This is a genomic window from Flavobacterium sp. P3_A6 (genome assembly GCF_056403035.1).
Map to the genome: position 1 here is coordinate 155,769 of NZ_JBFUGG010000009.1, position 16,862 is coordinate 172,630.

The window sequence follows — 16,862 nt, forward strand, 5'->3', positions numbered from 1 at the left end:
GGTTCCTAATTATATTTTATTACAAACTAAAAATTAAAATCATGAAAGTTACAGAAAGAATCAAAATCGTTATGGTATCGGCAATCGCAATACTATTCGCTAATTATTCCACTGCACAAGAATCATCAAGCACGCAAAATTATGACCAAGGATTTCGTTTGGGAATCGGTATCACCGGCGGATATGCCGTACATGATCCTTACAAACTAGCATTAGGAGCCGATGCCAGATTACAATATGATTTATCCAAAAGATACTCATTAACTTTAACAACTGGATACAGCCGTCTATTTGTGAGTAAAGCTGATGGAGATGATCTTGGGTTTGTTCCAGCAAAAATAGGTTTTAAAGCTTTCATTTGGAATGATCAGTTTTATATAATGGGCGAAGGTGGTGGTGCTTTTGTAACTGACTCTCATTATCACAAAACCTCATTGCTATTGGCTCCAAGTATTGGTTATGCCACAAAATACATTGACATTTCCTTACGCTATGAACATTATAATGACTTTGAAAGATGGAATAATAATGGAAGTGCTGGGAAAGGCGTTGGTCAAGTAGGCATTCGTGTGGCCTATGGTTTTGATTTATAAAAACATTAGAATCTTAAAAAAATGCCATGGATTCCATGGCATTTTTTTTATGCCTGAAAATTAATTCGGTGTAAACTTTAATACAGATTTTTATCTGTCAAAGTCTTCATAAAAGCTATCAATTGTTTTTTCTCCAAAGGGGTTAATTTTAATTTATCTATCGGCAAAGTCTGATTAGGCAGATTGAAACCTAAACCGCTTCCTCCACCGCAGTCATAAAAATCCACAACTTCTTCCAACGTTTTGTAAACACCGTTGTGCATATATGGCGCTGTTAGTACAATGTTACGAATTGTTGGTGTCTTAAAAGAATAGCGGTTTACTTCAGCATGTGTCAAATCATATTTGCCAAAATCAATATCTAATTTTTTGTTTATTCCGGGAACACCCAAAACTTCACTTTCCGATCTGTCAAAATTGGGAGGAACGGTACCGCTTGTCAAAGGAATAAAATGACAGGTGGCGCATTTGGCTTTGCCCGCAAATAAATTAAAACCGGCTATTTCATCTAGATTGAACTTTTCCTCACCTCTCATAAAACCATCAAATTTGGAATCATAATTGCTCAAAGACCGAATGTAGGATGCCAAAGTATTTTTAATCGCAAAAGCAGTGATTTCTTTGTTTGGAAATGCTTTTTTAAAATAGGCAGTATATTTTTTGCTCTTTTTTAAATCCGAAACAGATTTCTCCAAAGACCCGTGCATTTCATTCTCATTTGTTATTACGGCAACCGCCTGATCTTCGAGATAACTTACTCTCGAATCATAAAAAAAACTGCGCTGAAAAGCGATATTGGAAAGTGTAGGAGTATTTCTTTTCACCATCATTGTTCCATCCAGCGAAACCGCTTTCTCCAAACCATCTGTAAAAGCTTTATCAGCATGATGGCAAGAGGCACAGGAACGGGAATTATTGCCCGATAAAACGGGGTCATTAAACAGCATTTTGCCCAGTTCAATTTTTCCTTTTGTCGTTTTATAATCCGGAAATCCCGAAAAAGCTTCAGCATCAAAAGCATTTTTATCAAATAAGGTCTGAGCTGTCACTTTCAATCCCCGACTTTCTTTAAAAAAAGGAATTTTCAAAACCAATTGCGATTGATAAATTGCTTTACTCAAAGGATTCAAATACTTTTTGATAAAATAAGCTCGGTCAAATTCATTAAAATTTAAATTTTTATTCAAATAATCCTTTCCTTCTTTTAGTATTTTCAGAGCTGCTAAATTTTGAGCATTCTCTCCATAAATTACAAGCTGTTTTTCGATAGTTTTCAATGAAGTTATTGCTTCTGGCAAAGAATTTTGTGCAATTGGAGAATCAAATCCCGTAATTCCTAATGTAATTATTCTAAAAACCTGCAAACGCATAGCATCAAAAACAGAAGAATCTGTTAATTGATTACTTTGCGAAAGATAATCCAGCCTTTTTAAATTAGCAGAAAGTATCCCCATTTCTTGTAAAAGTTTGGCTTTAGATTCCATGTCATATTTCGGAAAAATAAATTCTTCAATTACTTGAAATCCTTCAGGCGGAACTGTTTTCCCCTCATCTTCTTCAAATTCATCTATTGCAGGACCATTAATTTCTTTAGAAACTGTCGGAAAATAATATGCACTAATCGCTTCTACTTGTTTATAGCTTTGATGCGCTTCTAGAAATTGCGTTTGAATTTGTGGTAATGCTGCGTTATTTTGAATTAATTTTTCTAATCGAGACACTTTTTGAGCTAATGTTTTAATATCTGATTTGAATAAATCATTTATTTTTTCATGCTTTGGGACGTTTTCATTACAGGAGAAAAGTGTAATTAGAATTAAAAAAAGGAAAAAATTCTTCATGCTATGTTATGAATTATTAAGAAAATTATAAAAAACAGAAACCACGATTCCCAGAAAAGAAATCGTGGACTTCTGAAAAAAATAAAAAAACTATCTAGCTAACCCTTTAATTAAAACAATTTGACTAGCCTGATTTTCAGTAGGGCGTTTTGTACCACCGTCAACCCCTTTATATTTATCGCCTGTCCAAGAATGAGGTTGAACGCTTAACATAAAAGTATCCTCAATTCCCAATTGTTCAGAAACATCGATTAAAGCACCATACTCCCAAACTCCTTTTTTACTTGGATCTGGTACAGCAGATGACACTACATTATACTTTGCAGCATCAGTAGCAGTACGACGATGATCTAGTTCTACGACCACTTTTAATTCTTTAGTAGCTATATTATATTGATAAATGTAAGCATCATGAGTTTCATCTCCATATCCATTTGCATCTTCCTCTACATACACGTAGTTTTTAGTCACGCAAATATTATCCGGATTTTGAAATTTTCCAGCAATTCCAGTACGATCATCACCATCAAGAATTACCTGTAATGTTCCGGTTAATGGATTTGCGGCATCTAAATTCAATTTATAAACTCTGCCATATTTGGTTCTTGAAGCATCCGCATTATTACCTGTAGTAGGTAACCCTGTCGCATTAAAGTAGATTTCACGATCTGCAGCTCCTCCTCCTTTTCTGTAATCCAGATCTTCAACTCGTCCAAATTTTATGGCTTTCAAAGTATTTACTGATGCATTAATTTGGGCACCTGTTAAATCTTTTTGATTTTCGATTTTCACAAACGAAACATTATAGGTACCCCCTGTAACCATATCTTTTTCTCTTTGGTTATCATCCGTTCTTTTCATCATGTACAAGGAACCGTTAGTAAGATCACCAATAGTATTCGATACATACATAAATACCTGACCTCCATAAGTACCTGAATCATCATCTCCAATTACAATTACTGTTTTTCCTGCAAAAGCCGTTTTTCTTAATGGCAAAGCATTCTCCGCACTTAATCTTCCAAAAGCTGGCAATGCTTTTACAGTAGAAGCGGTACTAACATCTCCATATGGATCTACACCTTGGATTTGAGATTCTTCATTAGATTCTCCGCAGGTTAAATAAAGGGGACCAAAACCATGTTCTGCAACAGTTGCCATTGTAGCACCGCATAACCTTGAGAACCCTCCATTAGAATTCAACAAATATTCCCCTTTTACTGGTTTAAATGTTTTGTCTAATGTAATTCTTGACACGGCAAAATTATCTTCATTATTTACTAAAAAAGTAAAAGTCCCGTCCGCATTTTTCAATAATCCTGATCCGTCAGCAGAACCACCTAAAACGAAATTTGGACTCTCTGGCAATACATCGTCAGAACTTATAAGAGAAAACAATTCCAGTTTCTCAAAACCAGCTTGTTTTTTCAATAAAACAGGTGTCACAGATTGATTTGAAGCTAAAACAACACTGTTTATTGGATTTACTTCTTCATTTTTATCATTGTTGCATGATAGTAATGACACTACTGCAAGCATCGGTAAAATAATTTTTTTCATTTGGTTATTTGTTTAAATTCATCACAAAGAAACCCCCATATTTTAAACTAAAGATGAACTCAGTATTAACAAAACTTCAACAAAAACAAAACATTACTCCTAAAAACCCAATAATTACTCACTAATTCCCCATAGTATCTGATAAAACATAATTCCACAAAACATCTCTTTACTAATTTCAATTCAAATTAAAATTCCGGGTTTCCTTCCCACCAAAAAAGACTATTTTTGGGGAGCTAAATCCAGCTGTTCGTTACAATCTTTTTCAAGAACTGCTTTTTTTTCTAAGCACTTGCAGGAGCTTTCTCTGGTCGCTCTGCCAGTACAAGAAAAAAAATAGCCGCTCTTTTCAAAAGGATTTTCACTTCCATCTGGGCTAGGGCATTCATTTTCAAAACAACTTTTCATGGAAAAATTTACACTCGAAATTCTTTTTCACATTATCGGAATAGGTTCTGCCTCCGGACTCATTTACAAAGACAACAGCTTATTTATCATTGGTGACAACAGCGGATTTCTGTACGAGTACACAATTCCCACCCAAACGCTGCAACAACATGAAATCATAGAAAACGCTACGGCAAATATTATAAAAAGTAACAAACCCGATTTTGAGGCTATTACCCATTTTGGAGATAATCTCTATGTTTTTGGCTCAGGTTCAACCAAAAAAAGGAATAACATGGTTGAAATCAACACGGCTGAAAAAGAAGTACACACCAATGATTTAACAGATTTATACTCCATAATGCAAAGCTTTGCAGAAATAAAACCCGAAGATTTCAACATCGAAGGAGCAATTTACACTGGAGAAGAATGGTATTTATTCAACCGTGGCAACGGGAAATCGGCAAAAAATGTAATGTTTACCATTCAGGGCAAAAACTTGGTTAACGAATTCAACATACTTTCCAACAGCTATAAACTACCCAAAATAAAAGGAGTCCGAAGCAGTTTTACCGATGCCGTTGCACTAGATAATAAAATTTACTTTTTGTCCACCGCCGAAGACACCGATTCCACTTATAACGATGGTGAAATTCTGGGAAGCTTCATCGGCTGTATTGACACCAAAACCATGAAAATAGATTTCACCAAAAAAATCAGTGACACCCACAAATTTGAAGGACTAACCGTTTATAAAAACGCCGCCGACACCATCGAATTTCTTCTTTGTGAAGATAACGACACTGAACTATTGGAAACCAATATTTTTAAATTAGCATTAAATAAAAACCATTAAAAACTAAATAATGAGTGACTTAAAAAATAAAAATGCCCTAATTACAGGTGCAGGAAAAGGAATTGGAAAAGCCATAGCTATTGCTTTGGCCAAAGAAGGCGTAAATGTAATTTTATTGGCACGAACACAAGATGAAATCGAAAATGTGGCTGCAAAAGCACGCTCATTAAGGGTGAAAGCTCTAGCAATAACAGCTGATGTAGCCGATATCAACTCAGTAAACACCGCTGTAGAAAAAGCTTTATCCGAATTTAAAACCATTGACATTTTAATCAATAACGCTGGAATTGCTGCTTTCGGTAATTTTTTAGAATTAGAGCCAACCGATTGGGAACGCATCATTCAGGTTAATTTAATGGGAACATATTATGTAACCCGAGCCGTTTTGCCAAATATGATTGAAAGGCAAACTGGTGATATTATCAATATTTCATCAACAGCCGGATTAAACGGAAATGCATTAACCAGCGCATACAGTGCTTCTAAGTTTGCAGTTTTGGGACTAACTGATTCTTTGATGCAGGAAGTCCGCAAACACAATATCCGTGTTACAGCTTTAACTCCAAGTACTGTTGCAACCGATATGGCAAAAGAGCTGAACCTTACAGATGGTAATCCTGAAAAAGTAATGCAGTCTGAAGATATGGCTGAATTAATCATAGCCCAACTTAAATTAAACCGACGCGTTTTTATCAAGAACAGCAGTATTTGGTCAACAAATCCTTAAAAAACAAAACCACTAAGAGATTAAGTTTCATTAAGATTTTGCTCTTAATTTTCTTAATCTCTTAATGGTTCAAAAAACATTCTAAATTTTAAAATGTTTCTATCTGTACTACTAATTTGTTCTTTATATTTTAAACCTCAACATTCAAAAATTCCATTCTCACACTGCCATCCTCATCAATTCTTGTCAAATTGATTTCGTGTAAAGTGTTTACCAATTCTGGATTCCAAGGCGTTTTTACTTTTACGTAATTCTCTGTAAAGCCGTGAATATATCCTTCTTTATTTTCACTTTCAAAAAGCACGGTTCTGTTGCTTCCCAATTGGCTTTCATAAAAAGCACGGCGCTTTTTAACAGATAAACCTCTTAGCATTTTGCTTCGTTTGGCGCGAACATTCGCAGGAACAACACCTTCCATTGAAGCTGCTTCCGTATTATCTCGCTCCGAATAGGTAAAAACATGCAGATACGAAATATCCATTTCATTCAGAAAATGATAGGTTTCCAAGAAATGCTCATCGGTCTCTCCAGGAAATCCAACAATCACATCCACACCTATACAAGCGTGCGGCATGACTTCACGAATGGTATTCACTCGTTCCGTATAGACTTCCCGCAGATAACGGCGTTTCATCAATTTCAAAATAGCATTGCTTCCCGATTGCAACGGAATATGGAAATGCGGTACAAACGTTCTGCTTTTCGACACAAATTCTATCGTTTCATTCTTCAGCAAATTAGGTTCAATCGAAGAAATGCGCAGTCTTTCAATGCCTTCCACTTTGTCCAAAGCCTGAACTAATTCCAAAAAAGTATGTTCGTGCTTTTTATTCCCGAATTCCCCTTTTCCGTAGTCTCCAATATTAACTCCTGTCAGGACAATTTCTTTGATATTTTGTTTCGAAATTTCGTAGGCATTTTTCAAGACATTTTCTAATTCATCGCTTCGGGAAATACCACGAGCCAAAGGAATTGTACAATAGGTACATTTATAATCGCAGCCGTCCTGCACTTTCAGGAAAGCTCGGGTTCTATCCCCGATAGAATAACTGCCTACATAGAAATCAGCTTCGGCTATTTCACAGGAATGCACCTCGCCAAAATCATTCTTCGATAAATCATTGATATAATCGGCAAGTTTGAATTTCTCAGTAGCTCCAAGAACAAGATCCACTCCATCAACATTAGCCAATTCCTCGGGTTTTAATTGTGCATAACAGCCTACCGCAGCAACAAAAGCCTTATCGTTTAATTTCATCGCCTTGCGCACCACTTGTTTGAATTGCTTATCGGCATTCTCCGTAACCGAACAGGTATTGATTACGTACATATCGGCTACTTCCTCAAAATCAACTCGGTCAAAACCTTCATCTTCCAAATTACGTGCAATTGTAGATGTTTCCGAAAAATTCAGTTTGCACCCAAGCGTGTAAAAAGCTACTTTTTTTCTATTCTCCATAATTAGCTTAAATTAATGAAATCGTTGTCAAAAAATTTAAGTGCGCAAATTTACGAACAAAAATCTACACTATAAAGCTGATGATTATTTATATTTAGCTGTTTTTGAGTCGTTAAATGTAATTTTATCTTTTCATTATTTAAACTTACAGAACTTACACATCAAAACCTTTATTTTTCCCTTCAGGGCTTTGTTCATATTCATTTAAATATTAATTTCACATTTCCAAAAACAATACAGTAGCACTGAGTTTAACGCATACTAAATAAAGCCACTGCTTATTTCGAAAATTGAAAATCTAAGTTATTTTTTAAAATAATTCAGAGAGAGTAAAATATTACATGATTTTATCTGTTTACTATATTCGATTTTTGTCGGTGCTGTTTTGATTTTAGAAAAAATACACTTTGAGAAACATAAATCTTTTAAATACAATAAATGGGATCGCCGAAAACCATAAAGAGTAGGTCAACAATAAATTAAAATAAAAAAATGAAATCATTCTGCCTCACAATCTCCCTACTATTAATTACACTTTGCTCACAAGCTCAAAATGCACCAACAATAGCAACTAAAAACCCATTTCCGACGATCAGTACTCTGACAGCTTGGGCTAGCTATAATTCACAGGAAAAATTCAACCTAGACATCAGAAGCCTTGGTTTTAAATTTGAAGAAAAATCAGTTGAAACAGCTTCAACAGCCTATACTTATATCAGAAAAGTTTCTGTTGACAACATCAACTATACAGATAGAATCGTTTACAGAATTGCCAATGACAACTCCGCAAGCATTATTTCATTGGTTACCGCATCGACTGATTTGGTTTCTTTTTACACGCCGCAATTAGCCGGTTATAAAACAGGAAAATGTGATAATGAAATGTCAAAAGACAAAAAAACGACCTGTACATGTTACAACAATGACAAATTCGTAATCGATGTTTGTGACGAAAGGGTAAAACTGACAATGGGTGACGGAAATAATTATTTTATTTCGGTTGCGAAGAAATAGTATTTTCAATTTCACAAAAAATCCGTCTCATTCAAAAATGAGACGGATTTTTTATGGACAGTATTTTTTAATATTTTTAATTCAAAACATATCGCTTGATAACTTCCGCGACACCATGATCATTATTGGAAGCCACAATAACATCGCCAAATTCTCTTAATTCAGCATCAACATTATCAACCCAAACACCCAATCCTGCATATTGTATCATTGTTAAATCATTTCCTGCATTTCCAACGGCAATGATTTCACTTTGATGAATGTTGAGTTTTTCGGCCAAAACCTGAATCGCAGCTCCTTTGTCAATTCCATTTGGTGCCGCTTCCAGAAAAAAGGGTTTCGACATGCACACACTCAAATCCGGCATGGCATCTTTCAATACAGTTTCCACGCTTTTGAGATAGCTTGGCTCTTCCAGTAATAAACATTTTACAGCCGAAGTCGTTACCGCATCTTTAAAACTTGGAACAATTAAAAGTTCTAAACCTGTAATAGTACTTTCAATATCGATATATTCCGAATGTCTTTCGCTGATAATTTGTTCGCCCAAATAAGTAATAATATGAGTATTATTCTGCTGGCTAAAATCATACAGAGAATGAATCTGCTCTTTGGTCAAGGCGTGCTCAAAAAGCACTTTATCCTCTTTCAAGTCAGTAATCGTAGAACCATTAAAGGAAATCATATAAGAATTATAATAATCCATTTTCAATTCTTTGGCATAAGCCGTCATCGCCGAAGTTGGTCTCCCTGAAGCCAAAACCACATAAATTCCCATTTCTTGGGCTTTAAAAATCATTTCTTTATTCTCTTCAGATATGATGTGATCGTCTGTTAGCAACGTGTCATCCATATCTAAAACAATCATTTTGTATTGTACTTCTTTCATTATAAAATTATTATATTATAAAAAAACCTTGATACTGGAATAAGTTTCAAGGTTTTTCAAAAAAATTAAAATCAATTTAATTTAACTAGATACTCAACCTAAATTCTTCAATAATCGGATTTGCTTTTGCAAAATCAGTTTCTTGAATAAACACCTCAACAGCTGAGTCCGAATTTGGAAAACCTGACATTCTAGCCGATTGAATATTATTTTTAACTGTAGTTTCCACTCCTGCAGCCTCTATTTTTTCCTGCAAAGCCAATGCCAAAATTTCACTTCCCGAAAATACTTTCATTAATCCCATGATGTTTTATTTTTTTTAAAATTATTACTATATCAAATCTTTAAACTAAAAAGCGAATTAAATCCTGTTTATCGTTCCCACTCTTCAAGAGATTTAAAAAAGGGGTTGTCTAAATTTAAGCTTTAACAAAACCAATATTAAATTATACCTAAAAAAGTTAAATTTGGCTAACTACAATTTGAGTTTCATCATTATATCTGTCTGTTCATCATCTCCTAACTTAAAAATGTGTTTATCAAACTCAACGAAACCATTCTTCTTATAAAAGCTTATCGCCCTGATATTTTCTTCCCAAACACCAAGCCAAACATATTCTGAATTTTTCTCTTTTGCTATTTGAATTGCTTTATCATAAAGCAATTGTCCAACACTTTTCCCATGAAATTCTTTTGAAACATAGATTCGCTCAATTTCAAGAGATTTGTTATCCTTTAATTCGGTTTGTGAGTCTCCAAAATTGAGTTTTAAATATGCTATTACTTCATTATCAGCTGTAGCAAAATAAAATTCAGAATTTACGTCATTAAGTTCCGCAGTGAGCTTTTCGTTAGAAAACCCCTCTTCTAAATAGCTTTTCATATTCTCTTCGGAATTTGATTCTGAAAATGTGTCCTGAAAAGTTTTTCTGCCAATTTTCTGCAGCAGGTCAATATCGTTTAGCGTTACTTTTCTGATTTCAATATTTGTCATTTTTTAAAATATTCTTGCTCAAAAGCTGTTGCTGACTTCGTATTTTGTTTTCTAGCTAATTAATACTCTCTTATTCTATTTCGAAAAACTATTCTTCCTCATTATCATCAATTTCCTCGTCTTCTTCTTCAAAATCATCTACATCAGGATTTACAGATTCTTCCTCATCTAAATCCTCTTCATCTTCATCATATTCTTCGTCAAAATCAAAAATATAAGGCTCCAGCAACATTTTTTCTGCCAAGATTTCAATCCGTTCAGTAAATTGGTCGGTAAAAATAATGCGCTGCGTTTTGGCAATACTATTTGAGATCCGCATAATTTTTGTTTCATGGCGCAGTTTCAAAATCGGGTCGGCATCATCAAGAATAAACATTCTCAATCGGTTTACATTATACCCTGCCGTAGAAAACATGTCACTTAATTTATTTGGAGTTCCAATAAGCACATCAATGCCCGTCGAAATATAATTTTTATCATAATCCATATCCCCTTTGTCATGAACGCCATACACTCTCAAGTTGGTGAATTTTCCAAATTTTTCGAAAAGTTCTTCCATTTCAAGAACCTTGGTTTTGTCTTCAACAATAATTAAGGCTCGTGGTGATTCTTCGCCTTCACAAACCAATTGCTGAATGACATTCATCACAATAGTTGTTGATTTTCCTGAACCTTTTGGAGAAACAACAATTGCATCAGCTCCGCTTTTTATAGTCGAAAAAGTTTCTTTTTGCATTTCATTAGCTTCAGTTAACCCGCTATCAATTAAGGCTTCCTGCAATACTTGATTTATTTTCTTTAGTTTCATTTTTTATTATTGAAAAAATTAAAATAATTAAAAGATTAACAATTGTCAAATCTTTAAATCATACCATTTTTAAATCATTAAATTTCTTTTATTTGCTTGCAAAAGCCTTCACGTCACTCTCGGAAATTTCATTTCCTCCAAGAATAATCAAGCGCTCTACCACATTTCGTAATTCTCTAATATTTCCTGTCCAATCGTATTCCTGCAGTAAGCTGATTGCCCGTTCCGAAAAATGTTTAACAGCATTCCCATGCTCATTAGCTATTTTTACCGTAAAATGCCTTATCAGCGCTGGAATATCACTTCTCCTCTCATTCAAAGAAGGAACACTAATCAGGATAACTGCCAAACGATGATATAAATCCTCTCTAAAACGACCTTCAGCAATTTCTTTTTTTAAATCTTTATTAGTAGCGGCAATCACTCTAACATCTACTTTTATATCATTATCTGCACCTACTCTTGTAATTATTCCTTCCTGCAAAGCTCTTAAGACTTTGGCTTGAGCCGACAAACTCATATCGCCAATTTCGTCTAAGAAAATCGTTCCTTTATTTGCTGCTTCAAATTTCCCGGCACGGTCTTTCACTGCCGAAGTAAAAGCGCCTTTTACATGACCAAACAATTCGCTTTCAATCAATTCACTTGGTATCGCTGCACAATTCACTTCAACCATTGGAGCAGCAGAGCGTTCACTTTTGTCATGCAATTGATGAGCTACTAATTCTTTTCCAGTTCCATTTGGACCTGTAATCAAAACTCTCGCATCGGTTGGAGCTACTTTATCAATCATTATCTTTACTAAATTGATAGGTTCGCAATCTCCTATTATTTCGTATTTTTTGCTAACTTTTTTCTTTAGGATTTTATTCTCAACTGCCAGTTTTTTTCTGTCCAATGCATTTCGAACCGTATTCAGCAGCCGATTTAAATCAGGTGGTTTTGAAATATAATCAAAAGCTCCCAGGCGCATCGTATTAATCGCAGTTTCCATATCACCGTGACCGGAAATCATTACAATAGGAATTTCAGTATCAATCTTTTTTACGGCTTCAAGTAATTCTACGCCATCCATTTTTGGCATTTTTATGTCACATAAAACCAAATCATAGTCGTTTTCTTTAATTTTTTCAAATCCAATAACACCATCTTCTGCTACATCGACTTCATAGGATTCATTTTCTTCGCAAAGTATTTTAGCCAATACTCTCCTAATCGCTTCTTCGTCTTCAATAATTAGAATTTTGCTCATATTTTTATTTTAAGAGTCTGAGAATCTAAGTTACTAAGATTCTAAGTTTTTTTTTAAGTTTTTGAGATACTAAAATTCTTAAGATTCTAATATTTAAGCCATTTATATAACTCTCTCCAACTTGGTTTTTTGCCATACATCAAAATTCCCACACGGTAAATTTTGGCGGCGAACCAAACTACGCCAAAAAATGTTCCGAATAACAAAGATACGGAAATTGCAATTTGCCACCATGGCACTCCAAAAGGAATACGCATTAGCATCACTATCGGAGAGGTTAAAGGAATCATAGAAAAAACTACGGCTACAGTTCCATGCGGGTTATTTATTACTGTAAAAAAACCAATATAAACACTCAGCATCAAAGGCATGATAATAGGCAGAAGAAATTGTTGCGAATCCGTTTGATTATCTACCGCTGCTCCAATAGCCGCATAAAAAGAGCTGTATAAAAAATAACCTCCAATAAAATATACAACAAAACCAATCAAGATACTCGCAATAGGAAGGTTCCATATTTCTTTGATATACATTTGGGCAGTACCCGATAATTCCTGTTGTGCTACATGCATCATTTCAGGAGAAACCCTAGCAGCTGGACCAATATTAACCCCAAAAAATGCAGAAGCTGCAAACATTAACGTCAAACCTATTACAGTCCAAATTAAAAACTGCAGCAATCCAGCCAATGAAGTTCCTATTATTTTTCCCATCATCAGTTGGAAAGGTTTTACCGAAGAAATAATAATCTCAACAATACGATTGGTTTTCTCTTCAATCACGCTTCGCATCACCATATTGCCATAGATAATAATAAACATCATAATGAGGTAACCAAAAGCGCCGCCTATTCCAATTTTTATTTCATTCAAACCTCTGAGACTTTCTTCACCAGAAGCTTTGGATAATTTAAAAACCACTTCCGCTTTAGCTTTTTTAATGGCCAAAGTATCTAAATGTGCCAATTCCAGATTATTCTTAGTTAATTTATCAGCAATAATCCCTTGTGTTTTTTCGATAAAACCAATACTCGGACTTTCGTTGGAAACCAACTGAATTTTTGTTTCTAACTCTTTATTAGAATCCGTTTTAGGAATATACAGCAGTGCTTCGTAGTTTTCTCTGGTAATACTGTCTTTTAAAATCTGAAGATCGATTCCTGAATAATCCAAGTATCTGTAATCACTGTTCTCATTATTTAAAGCCATGAACTCATTAACAAACAAACCCGATTCGTCATGAATGGCAATAAGCTTAGTATCTGGTTTCATGGAACTTAAATACACAATAAATCCAGTAATAGCAACAAATAGCAGCGGACTTAAAAAAGTCATCACAATAAATGACTTATTACGAACCTTGGCTACAAACTCTCTTTTTATGATTAATGATATAATACTCATTTTTAAATTTTAGATTTTAGACATGAGATTTTAGATTTGTGAATAAGAACTTAGGATTTTTTCAATCTAAATTCTAAACTTTAACATCTAAACTCTAATCTGTTACAGTTTGGATAAAAATATCATTCACGCTTGGAATTTTTTCAACAAAATGGGTTACTTGTCCACGCTGCGTTAAAACATGCAATAATTCATTTGGGGAAGCATTTCCAATTTGAATCTCTAATTTTATTTCATCGTTTAAAGATTTGAAATTAGCCTGGCCAACTTTAAATTTCTGAGTAATGTCAAACATCAAACCTTCTACATTGTCTGACAATATCCCTACTTCAAAACTATTTGTCTTGAATTGTCTTTTTACATCAATTAATTTGCCTTCTATCAGCTTATTCGATTTGTGAATCAATGCAATATGATCACACAATTCCTCTACGCTTTCCATTCGGTGAGTCGAAAAAATAATGGTTGCTCCATCCTCTCTTAATGCTAAAATTTCATCTTTGATCACATTGGCATTTACAGGATCAAATCCAGAAAAGGGCTCATCAAAAATCAATAATTTGGGCTTATGCAAAACGCAGACCACAAATTGAATTTTTTGTGCCATCCCTTTAGATAATTCCTGAATTTTCTTATTCCACCAGCCTTGAATTCCCAGACGGTCAAACCAATATTCGAGCTGTTTTTTGGCTTCAGCTTTGGATAATCCTTTCATTTGTGCCAAATACAAACACTGCTCCCCCACTTTCATAGAACTATATAATCCTCTTTCCTCAGGAAGATATCCAATATGCTGTATGTGTTTAGACTGAAGCTTTTCTCCATCTAGGATAACTTCGCCACCATCGGGCATTGTTATCTGATTGATAATTCGGATTAGGGAAGTTTTCCCAGCTCCGTTAGGCCCTAGAAGCCCATATATACTTCCTTTGGGTACGGTTAATGACACTTCGTTAAGCGCAACATAATCACCATATTGCTTTACGACTTTATTTACTTCAAGAATATTGCTCACCGATAATTTTTTAGAATTGCAAAAGTAGTTAATTCGCAATGATTATGGCAGGATTATTACACAAAAAACCCACTAGTCTGAGCCTTGCGTAGGCCATTAAGGATAAAAGACAACAAAAAAACAATAACCGTTTCCAGACGTTTCAAAGCTTATAGAATTCAAAACTGCTTTTTTTTGGAACTCTTCATACTTCACCCGTCCACTGAATCTGTACCTACGAACCGCTACTACACAGAATATTACTCCATTTGAAATAAAAGAAACATGCAGTGTTTTTTATTCAGGACTAAACGCACCTCTTTTATATGCAGGCAGTGAGGTAAAATATCTGGAATTAAAGATTATGCTATTAAGCCTAATACTTAACAGATATCCTATAAACTTTGTGCTATTACAGTTTTCGATTAATCAAAAAAATATAAAAATTTTGCTTTCTAAAATAAAACTGTATAAATTCAAAAATAATTATTGCTGTTGGTTTAAATAAAAACTAATTTAAAATATTATATTTGAAAGATAAACGCTGCTCTATTATACAAAACCTATAAATTTGGGGAAATTATCGCAATTTAATTACAGTATAATTAGTTGTACGCCAGCAATCCAAACTTGACTAATAAACAATACTAAACATGGATAATAAAGAAATAAATCATTTTGATTTTTATTTTAAAATGTATCAGGAACAGTTATCACAAATCAGGCATTATGAACTGCAGCGTTCAACAGTAACTACAACTATAATCGCAATTTCGGGAGCAATTATAGGCATTATAACTCATAAAAATCCTTTTGCTAAAAATGATTTGTATCTGTCTGTCTTTTTAATATTTATTGGAATTTTTGGTGTCGGATTTTTACTGAGACATTCACATAAATTACAGAAACATATAAATAATGCTTATAAATATCGAAGTTTACTTTATTCCTTTTTTAATGAAAAACAAGTTTCCGAAGAAAAAGAAATAGATAACGTAGAGTGGATAAGTATGCGCAGATGGTGGCTTGGGATAAATTTTGCCGTAATTATAATTGGGCTTATTCTTTCTCTTCAAATATTTTTGACAACCGTAATTTTGTAAGCAGATTAACCTAAAACTTAAGCTTTCTTAAGCCTCCACGCCACCATATGGCATTGTATTCATCAAACAGCTTAATTGAAATCTAAAAAATAACAGAACATAGTTTTATAATTTTTATCCAAATTATCGTTACGATTTGGTTCTGCATAAACATTTTTATTGTTTCAATAATTATTTTTTTACTTAGTAACGATTAAAAAATGGACAACGGACTTGACTTCAAATTCATCGAACCAGAGCCACTGCTTGCTGACTTTGTAGCAAGTTTTTGGTCGTTGCACAATCAATCCGGCAGTGACAAGAAAACTATAGGATTACCCGATGGCCATATTGATTTATTCCTTATAAAATCAGATACTGAACCTTTCTCTATACAGCTTATTGGTCTGGGCACGCAACAATATGAACAGGGCCTACTATCTGCTAACAGTCTGAGGTTTGCAATTAGTTTTAAGCTGCTTGCCGTGGAATATATTTTTCATGAACCAATTGCAGACATTCTGAATAACGGAAAAATGTTACCGGCAGATTTTTGGAATTTCAATGCTGATGATTTGAATGATTTGAATGATTTTGATGCGTTTTGCAAAAAAGCATCAAAAAAAATTGCCTCCCTTTTACCTGCTGCAATTGACGAAAGAAAACGCAGACTTTCCGAGTTGATTTATTCATCCAATGGCGAAATGGGCGTCAAAGAACTTTCAGAAAAAGCAGTTTGGAGCAGCAGGCAGATCAACCGTTATTTCAATCAGCAATTCGGACTTTCATTAAAAACATATTGTGATATTTTGCGTTTCAGAGCATCCTTAAATCACATTGCCCAAGGACAGCTTTTTCCAGAACTCAACTTCACCGATCAAAACCATTTCATAAAAAAAATAAAAAAAATTTCAGGCTCAATACCGAAAGAATTATCCAAAAATGAAAACGACCGATTTATACTATTATCCGTTTTAAAACAGAAGTAGTTTTGCTGTTGTAA

General features: G+C 34.2%; 17 protein-coding genes. 6 read left to right on the forward strand and 11 right to left on the reverse strand.

Annotated elements, in window-relative coordinates; translation table 11 throughout:
- Positions 1-41 precede the first annotated feature (41 nt).
- Complete coding sequence (locus AC1DVP_RS11345; protein WP_477183584.1) at positions 42-593, forward strand: hypothetical protein; 552 nt, start codon at positions 42-44, stop codon at positions 591-593.
- A gap of 77 nt (positions 594-670) precedes the next feature.
- Here AC1DVP_RS11345 and AC1DVP_RS11350 read toward each other — a convergent pair whose 3' ends face one another.
- The 3 genes from AC1DVP_RS11350 to AC1DVP_RS11360 form a co-directional block, all read right to left on the reverse strand.
- The gene (locus AC1DVP_RS11350; protein ID WP_477183585.1) at positions 671-2,434 is read right to left on the reverse strand and encodes a cytochrome c peroxidase; all 1,764 of its coding nucleotides are present in this window, start codon (positions 2,432-2,434) and stop codon (positions 671-673) included.
- Between the two features lie 90 nt (positions 2,435-2,524).
- Positions 2,525-3,994 (reverse strand): PhoX family protein, encoded by a 1,470-nt coding sequence (locus AC1DVP_RS11355; protein WP_477183586.1) that lies wholly within the window; start codon positions 3,992-3,994, stop codon positions 2,525-2,527.
- Positions 3,995-4,216: 222 nt separating this feature from the next.
- Positions 4,217-4,402, reverse strand: a complete 186-nt coding sequence (locus tag AC1DVP_RS11360) for a hypothetical protein (RefSeq protein WP_477183587.1) — start codon at positions 4,400-4,402, stop codon at positions 4,217-4,219.
- Between AC1DVP_RS11360 and AC1DVP_RS11365 the strand changes: the two genes are divergently transcribed.
- Together AC1DVP_RS11365 and AC1DVP_RS11370 are read left to right on the forward strand one after the other, a co-directional pair.
- The gene (locus tag AC1DVP_RS11365) at positions 4,401-5,237 is read left to right on the forward strand and encodes a DUF6929 family protein (RefSeq protein WP_477183588.1); all 837 of its coding nucleotides are present in this window, start codon (positions 4,401-4,403) and stop codon (positions 5,235-5,237) included. The two genes, AC1DVP_RS11360 and AC1DVP_RS11365, sit on opposite strands and share 2 nt — an antisense overlap.
- A 10-nt stretch (positions 5,238-5,247) precedes the next feature.
- Positions 5,248-5,964, forward strand: a complete 717-nt coding sequence (locus tag AC1DVP_RS11370) for a 3-ketoacyl-ACP reductase (protein WP_477183589.1) — start codon at positions 5,248-5,250, stop codon at positions 5,962-5,964.
- Positions 5,965-6,094: 130 nt separating this feature from the next.
- Here the strand turns inward: AC1DVP_RS11370 and mtaB are convergent, their stop codons facing one another.
- Positions 6,095-7,423 carry a tRNA (N(6)-L-threonylcarbamoyladenosine(37)-C(2))-methylthiotransferase MtaB gene (gene mtaB / locus AC1DVP_RS11375; protein WP_477183590.1) on the reverse strand — a complete coding sequence of 443 codons (1,329 nt, stop codon included), beginning with the start codon at positions 7,421-7,423 and terminating at the stop codon, positions 6,095-6,097.
- Between the two features lie 492 nt (positions 7,424-7,915).
- Between mtaB and AC1DVP_RS11380 the strand changes: the two genes are divergently transcribed.
- Positions 7,916-8,437 (forward strand): hypothetical protein, encoded by a 522-nt coding sequence (locus tag AC1DVP_RS11380; RefSeq protein WP_477183591.1) that lies wholly within the window; start codon positions 7,916-7,918, stop codon positions 8,435-8,437.
- 76 nt (positions 8,438-8,513) lie between these two features.
- On the opposite strand, the gene AC1DVP_RS11385 is transcribed toward AC1DVP_RS11380, so the two are convergent.
- From AC1DVP_RS11385 to AC1DVP_RS11415, 7 genes are all read right to left on the reverse strand, one after another.
- Positions 8,514-9,326, reverse strand: a complete 813-nt coding sequence (locus AC1DVP_RS11385) for a Cof-type HAD-IIB family hydrolase (RefSeq protein WP_477183592.1) — start codon at positions 9,324-9,326, stop codon at positions 8,514-8,516.
- Between the two features lie 85 nt (positions 9,327-9,411).
- Positions 9,412-9,630: a putative signal transducing protein gene (locus AC1DVP_RS11390; RefSeq protein ID WP_477183593.1), complete on the reverse strand. Its 219-nt coding sequence runs from the start codon at positions 9,628-9,630 to the stop codon at positions 9,412-9,414.
- Positions 9,631-9,801: 171 nt separating this feature from the next.
- Entirely contained in the window at positions 9,802-10,320 is a 519-nt protein-coding gene (locus tag AC1DVP_RS11395; RefSeq protein WP_477183594.1) for an N-acetyltransferase family protein, read from the reverse strand.
- Positions 10,321-10,408: 88 nt separating this feature from the next.
- The gene (locus tag AC1DVP_RS11400) at positions 10,409-11,128 is read right to left on the reverse strand and encodes a DEAD/DEAH box helicase (protein ID WP_477183595.1); all 720 of its coding nucleotides are present in this window, start codon (positions 11,126-11,128) and stop codon (positions 10,409-10,411) included.
- Between the two features lie 88 nt (positions 11,129-11,216).
- Positions 11,217-12,380 (reverse strand): sigma-54-dependent transcriptional regulator, encoded by a 1,164-nt coding sequence (locus AC1DVP_RS11405; protein WP_477183596.1) that lies wholly within the window; start codon positions 12,378-12,380, stop codon positions 11,217-11,219.
- Positions 12,381-12,466: 86 nt separating this feature from the next.
- On the reverse strand, positions 12,467-13,783 hold the full coding sequence (locus AC1DVP_RS11410; RefSeq protein WP_477183597.1) for an ABC transporter permease: 1,317 nt from the start codon (positions 13,781-13,783) through the stop codon (positions 12,467-12,469).
- A 94-nt stretch (positions 13,784-13,877) separates the two neighbouring features.
- Positions 13,878-14,798 (reverse strand): ABC transporter ATP-binding protein, encoded by a 921-nt coding sequence (locus AC1DVP_RS11415; RefSeq protein ID WP_477183598.1) that lies wholly within the window; start codon positions 14,796-14,798, stop codon positions 13,878-13,880.
- 632 nt (positions 14,799-15,430) lie between these two features.
- Here AC1DVP_RS11415 and AC1DVP_RS11420 point away from each other — a divergent pair.
- Positions 15,431-15,880, forward strand: coding sequence for a hypothetical protein (locus AC1DVP_RS11420; protein ID WP_477183599.1), 450 nt, complete (start codon positions 15,431-15,433; stop codon positions 15,878-15,880).
- Positions 15,881-16,080: 200 nt separating this feature from the next.
- Entirely contained in the window at positions 16,081-16,848 is a 768-nt protein-coding gene (locus AC1DVP_RS11425) for a helix-turn-helix domain-containing protein (RefSeq protein ID WP_477183600.1), read from the forward strand.
- The last annotated feature ends 14 nt before the right edge of the window (positions 16,849-16,862 follow it).